The organism is Stenotrophomonas sp. 05L44_2 (assembly GCF_056665995.1).
On sequence record NZ_JBFTNR010000309.1, the window covers coordinates 1 to 4701 of the forward strand.

Sequence of the window (4701 nt, forward strand, 5' to 3'; positions counted from 1 at the left end):
GTGCAGGGGCTATCATCAGCGGCCTAGAAGTACCCCTGACGGCGGCGCTCCCCATCGGAGATCCACCCGGAAGGAGGGCCGCAGCACGCTTGTTCAGCGCGTTGCAACCGGAATCCAGTCACCGGAGTCTTTCCGGAAAAGGGGCCCAGCGGGCCCTTCGTCGTTTTCGGGGCGTCATGTTTCCATGCTGGCCAAGGCCGGCACCCAACCAAGAGATCAAGGCAGGCTGTGAGCGACAAGGCAACCGACATCGCGAATCTGCTCGCCCCGACCGTTGTGTCGCTGGGCCTGGAGCTGCTGGGCGTTGAGTATCTGCCGGCCCCCGGCGGTGCGACCCTTCGCCTTTACATCGACGTGCCGCTGGCGGAACAGCCGGAGCGCATCATCAATGTGGACGACTGTGAGCGGGTAAGCCGCGAAGTGTCCGCACAGATGGACGTCGAAGACCCGATCAGCGGCAATTACACGCTGGAAGTGTCTTCGCCGGGCGTGGATCGCCCGCTGTTCAACCTGGAGCAGTTCGGTCGTCACCTCGGCGAATCGGCCAAGGTCACCCTGAAGCTGCCGCAGGAAAACCGTCGTCGCCTGCAGGGTCGCATCGAAGCGATCGATGAGGCGCAGGGCAGCATCACCTTCATCGTCGACAACGCCGCACTGGTGGTGTCGGCCGACAACATCGACAAGGCGCGGATCATGCCTGACTGGGTGGCGCTGGGGCTGGCCCCGAGCAAGCCGACCGGTCCGGCACCGAAGCGTCCGAAGCCGAACAAGAATTCTTCTTCCAACGAGCCGGCGGCAAAGAAGCCGCGCGCGGAGTGAGCCAATGAGCAAGGAACTGTTGCTGGTAGTGGACGCGGTCGCCAACGAGAAGGGCGTGCCGCGTGAAGTGATCTTCGATGCCATCGAGGCCGCCCTGGCCTCGGCAGCGAAGAAGCGCTATCCCGACGAGGAAGTGCTGACCCGCGTGGTCATCGACCACAAGGATGGCAACTACGAAACCTTCCGCCGCTGGGAAGTGGTGGCCGACGACGTAGTGATGGAATCGCCGGATCGCCAGATCCGCCTGATGGACGCCATCGACGAAGCCGAAGGCGTGGATGTCGGCGATTACATCGAAGAGCAGATCGAGAACCCCGACTTCGGTCGCATCGCCGCCCAGGCCGCCAAGCAGGTGATCGTGCAGCGTGTGCGCGAAGCCGAGCGCCAGCAGGTGGTCGATGCCTGGGCCGATCGCGTCGGTGAGCTGATCACCGGTGTGGTCAAGCGCGCCGAGCGCGGCAACATCTATGTCGACCTGGGGGGCAACGCCGAAGGCTTCATTCCGAAGGACAAGGGCATTCCGCGTGATGTCCTGCGTGCCGGCGACCGCGTCCGCGGCTACCTGGCCGAAGTGCGTTCGGAGCCGCGTGGCCCGCAGCTGTTCATCAGCCGCGCAGCGCCGGAATTCATGATCGAGCTGTTCAAGCTGGAAGTACCGGAAGTCGGCCAGGGCCTGGTGGAAATCAAGGCGTGCGCCCGCGATCCGGGCGACCGCGCCAAGATCGCCGTGCTCGCCCACGATGCCCGCACCGATCCGATCGGCGCCTGCATCGGCATGCGTGGTTCGCGCGTGCAGGCCGTGTCCAACGAGCTCAATGGCGAGCGCGTGGACATCGTCCTGTGGAACGAGAACCCGGCCAACTTCGTCATCAACGCGATGGCGCCGGCCGAAGTGCAGTCGATCATCGTCGATGAAGACAAGCATTCGATGGACCTGGCCGTTGCTGAAGACCGCCTGGCCCAGGCGATCGGCAAGGGCGGCCAGAACGTGCGCCTGGCCAGCCGCCTGACCGGTTGGCAGCTGAACGTGATGACCCAGGACCAGGTGACCGCCAAGTCGGAAGCCGAGCAGGCTTCGGCTCGCCAGCTGTTCATGGACAAGCTGGAAGTGGACGAGGAAATCGCTGGCATCCTGGTCAGCGAAGGCTTCGGCACGGTCGAGGAAATCGCATATGTACCGGTCGGCGAACTGCTGGCCGTGGAAGGTTTCGACGAAGACATCGTCGAAGAGCTGCGCGCACGTGCCCGCGATGCGCTGCTCAATGAGGCCCTGGCAGTCGAGGAAGGCCTGGAGGACGGCCAGCCGGCGCAGGACCTGCTGTCCCTGAAGGGCATGGACGAAGCCACCGCATATGCGTTGGCCGGCCACGGCGTGCGTACCAGCGAGGACTTGTCCGACCTGGCCGCCGACGAGGTCATGGACTTCGGCATCGAAGGGCTGGACCAGGAGCGCGCCGCGGCGCTGATCCTGGCCGCGCGTGCCGAGGAAATCGCCCGACTGGAACGCGGCGAATGAGCCGGCAATGAACAGGGCCCTGAGCCGATCAGGGCGTAGAATCCGCGCCACCTCCAGATGCGGGGGGGCGCCCACAAGATCATAGGATCCGAATGTCGCAGCAAACCACCATCCGCAAGCTTGCTGAACTGGTCAATACACCGGTCGAAAAACTGCTGGAACAGCTGGCTGGTGCCGGCATGAAGTTCAGCGGTCCCGACCAGGTCGTGACCAGCTCCGAGAAAGTGAAGCTCCTGGGCTTCCTTCGTCGCTCGCATGGCAAGCCCGAGCAGGCCCCGGAAGAGACTGATCAGTCTGCCAAGAAGATCACCCTCAACCGTCGCAAGCAGCAGGAAGTGACGGTCAATTCCGGTCGCAGCAAGACAACCGTGAACGTGGAAGTGCGCCAGAAGCGCACCTACGTCAAGGCCGATGGTGGTCGCGCGATGACCCCGGACGAAGAGCGTGCCGACATCCTGCGCAAGCTGGAAGAGTCGCGCGCACGCAACCTCGCCGAGCAGCAGGCACTGGCCGAGAAGGACCGCCTGCGTGACGAGGAAATCGTCCGCAAGCGCGAGGAAGAGGTCGCTGCCAAGGAGCGTGCCGAGGCCGAGAAGAAGGCGGCCGAGGAAGCTGCGGTCGCCGCCAAGGCTGCCGAAGCCCTGGCTGCCAGCCAGCCCAAGGTGCGCGCGCCGATCGACGAAACCGCGCCGCGCCCGCCGCGTGCTCCGGCTGCAGCCCCGGCTGCTCCGCGTAGTGCGCCGCCGCGCAGCGACGACCGCAACAATCGCAACGCGCCGCGCAAYGAGCGTGGCCCGGGTGATCGCTTTGCCGGTCAGATGCACTTGTCAGCCGCCGATCGTGCGCGCCGTGGCAACAGCAACAACAGCAACAACCGTGGTCGCCCGGGCAGCCGTCCGACGTCCGGCCGTCGCGACATGTCGCGCGGCGGTGGCAACTCCGGCCCGCACGCCTTCGAACGTCCGACCGCACCGGTCGTGCGTGAAGTGGCGATCGGCGACACCATCACCGTGGCCGACCTGGCGCAGAAGCTCGCGCTGAAGGGCGGCGAGGTGGTGAAGGCGCTGTTCAAGATGGGCGTGATGGCCACCATCACCCAGTCCATCGACCACGACACTGCGGCACTGGTCACCGAAGAGCTGGGTCACAAGGCGATCCGCGCCAGCGACAACGACGCTGAAGACGCGCTGTTGGCATCGGCTGGCGAGAACCAGGGCGAGGCCGTGCAGCGTCCGCCGGTGGTCACCATCATGGGCCACGTCGATCACGGCAAGACCTCGCTGCTGGATTACATCCGTCGCACCAAGGTCGCCACCGGCGAAGCCGGCGGCATCACCCAGCACATCGGTGCGTACCACGTTGAAACGCCGAAGGGCGTCATCAGCTTCCTGGATACCCCGGGCCACGCCGCGTTCACCTCGATGCGTGCCCGCGGTGCCAAGCTGACCGATATCGTGGTGCTGGTCGTGGCTGCCGATGACGGCGTCATGCCGCAGACCAAGGAAGCGATCCAGCACGCCCGTTCGGCGGGCGTGCCGCTGATCGTGGCGATCAACAAGATCGACAAGTCCGGTGCCGACCCGATGCGGGTCAAGAACGAACTGCTCTCCGAGCAGGTCGTGGCCGAAGACTTCGGTGGCGACACCCAGATGGTGGAGATCTCGGCCAAGACCGGCCTGGGCATCGACGATCTGCTGGAAGCTGTTTCGGTCCAGGCTGAACTGCTGGAACTGAAGGCGGTCGACGACGGTCGTGCCAACGGCGTGGTCATCGAATCGTCGCTGGACAAGGGCCGTGGCCCGATCGCGACGGTGCTGGTGCAGCAGGGCCGCCTGAAGAAGGGCGATTACCTGGTGTGCGGCATCCAGTACGGCCGCGTGCGTGCGCTGTTCGACGAAACCGGCAAGCAGCCGGAGTTCGCTGGTCCGTCCATCCCGGTGCAGGTCCTGGGCCTGTCCGGCGTGCCGGAAGCCGGTGATGACTTCGTCGTCGTCGACGACGAGCGTCTGGCCAAGGACGTTGCCCAGCAGCGTGAGACCAAGCGCCGCGAATCGCGCCTGGTCGCCACTGCGGGCAGCCGCATGGAAGACATCATGGCGACCCTGGGCAAGGGCGAGGGCCAGCAGGTCCTCAACCTGGTCATCAAGGCCGACGTGCAGGGTTCGGTGCAGGCGTTGAGCCAGGCCCTGGTGGCGCTGTCCAACGACGACATCCGCATCAACGTGATCCACTCCGGCGTGGGCGGCATCACCGAGTCGGATGCCAATTCGGCCGCCGCTTCGAAGGCCACCGTCATCGRCTTCAACGTGCGTGCGGATGCTTCGGCCCGTCGCATCATCGAATCCAACGGCGTGGACCTGCGTTAC

Annotated in this window: 3 protein-coding genes; all 3 read left to right on the top strand. The window is 65.4% G+C overall.

What is annotated here, in order from left to right:
* Positions 1-228: 228 nt before the first annotated feature.
* Positions 229-819 (top strand): ribosome maturation factor RimP, encoded by a 591-nt coding sequence (rimP, locus tag AC1VAN_RS12110; protein ID WP_025876223.1) that lies wholly within the window; start codon positions 229-231, stop codon positions 817-819.
* Between the two features lie 4 nt (positions 820-823).
* On the top strand, positions 824-2335 hold the full coding sequence (nusA, locus tag AC1VAN_RS12115; RefSeq protein WP_025876225.1) for a transcription termination factor NusA: 1512 nt from the start codon (positions 824-826) through the stop codon (positions 2333-2335).
* Between the two features lie 92 nt (positions 2336-2427).
* Positions 2428-4701 (top strand): translation initiation factor IF-2 (gene infB, locus AC1VAN_RS12120; RefSeq protein WP_480985876.1); only part of this gene is annotated, 2274 nt, incomplete at its 3' end.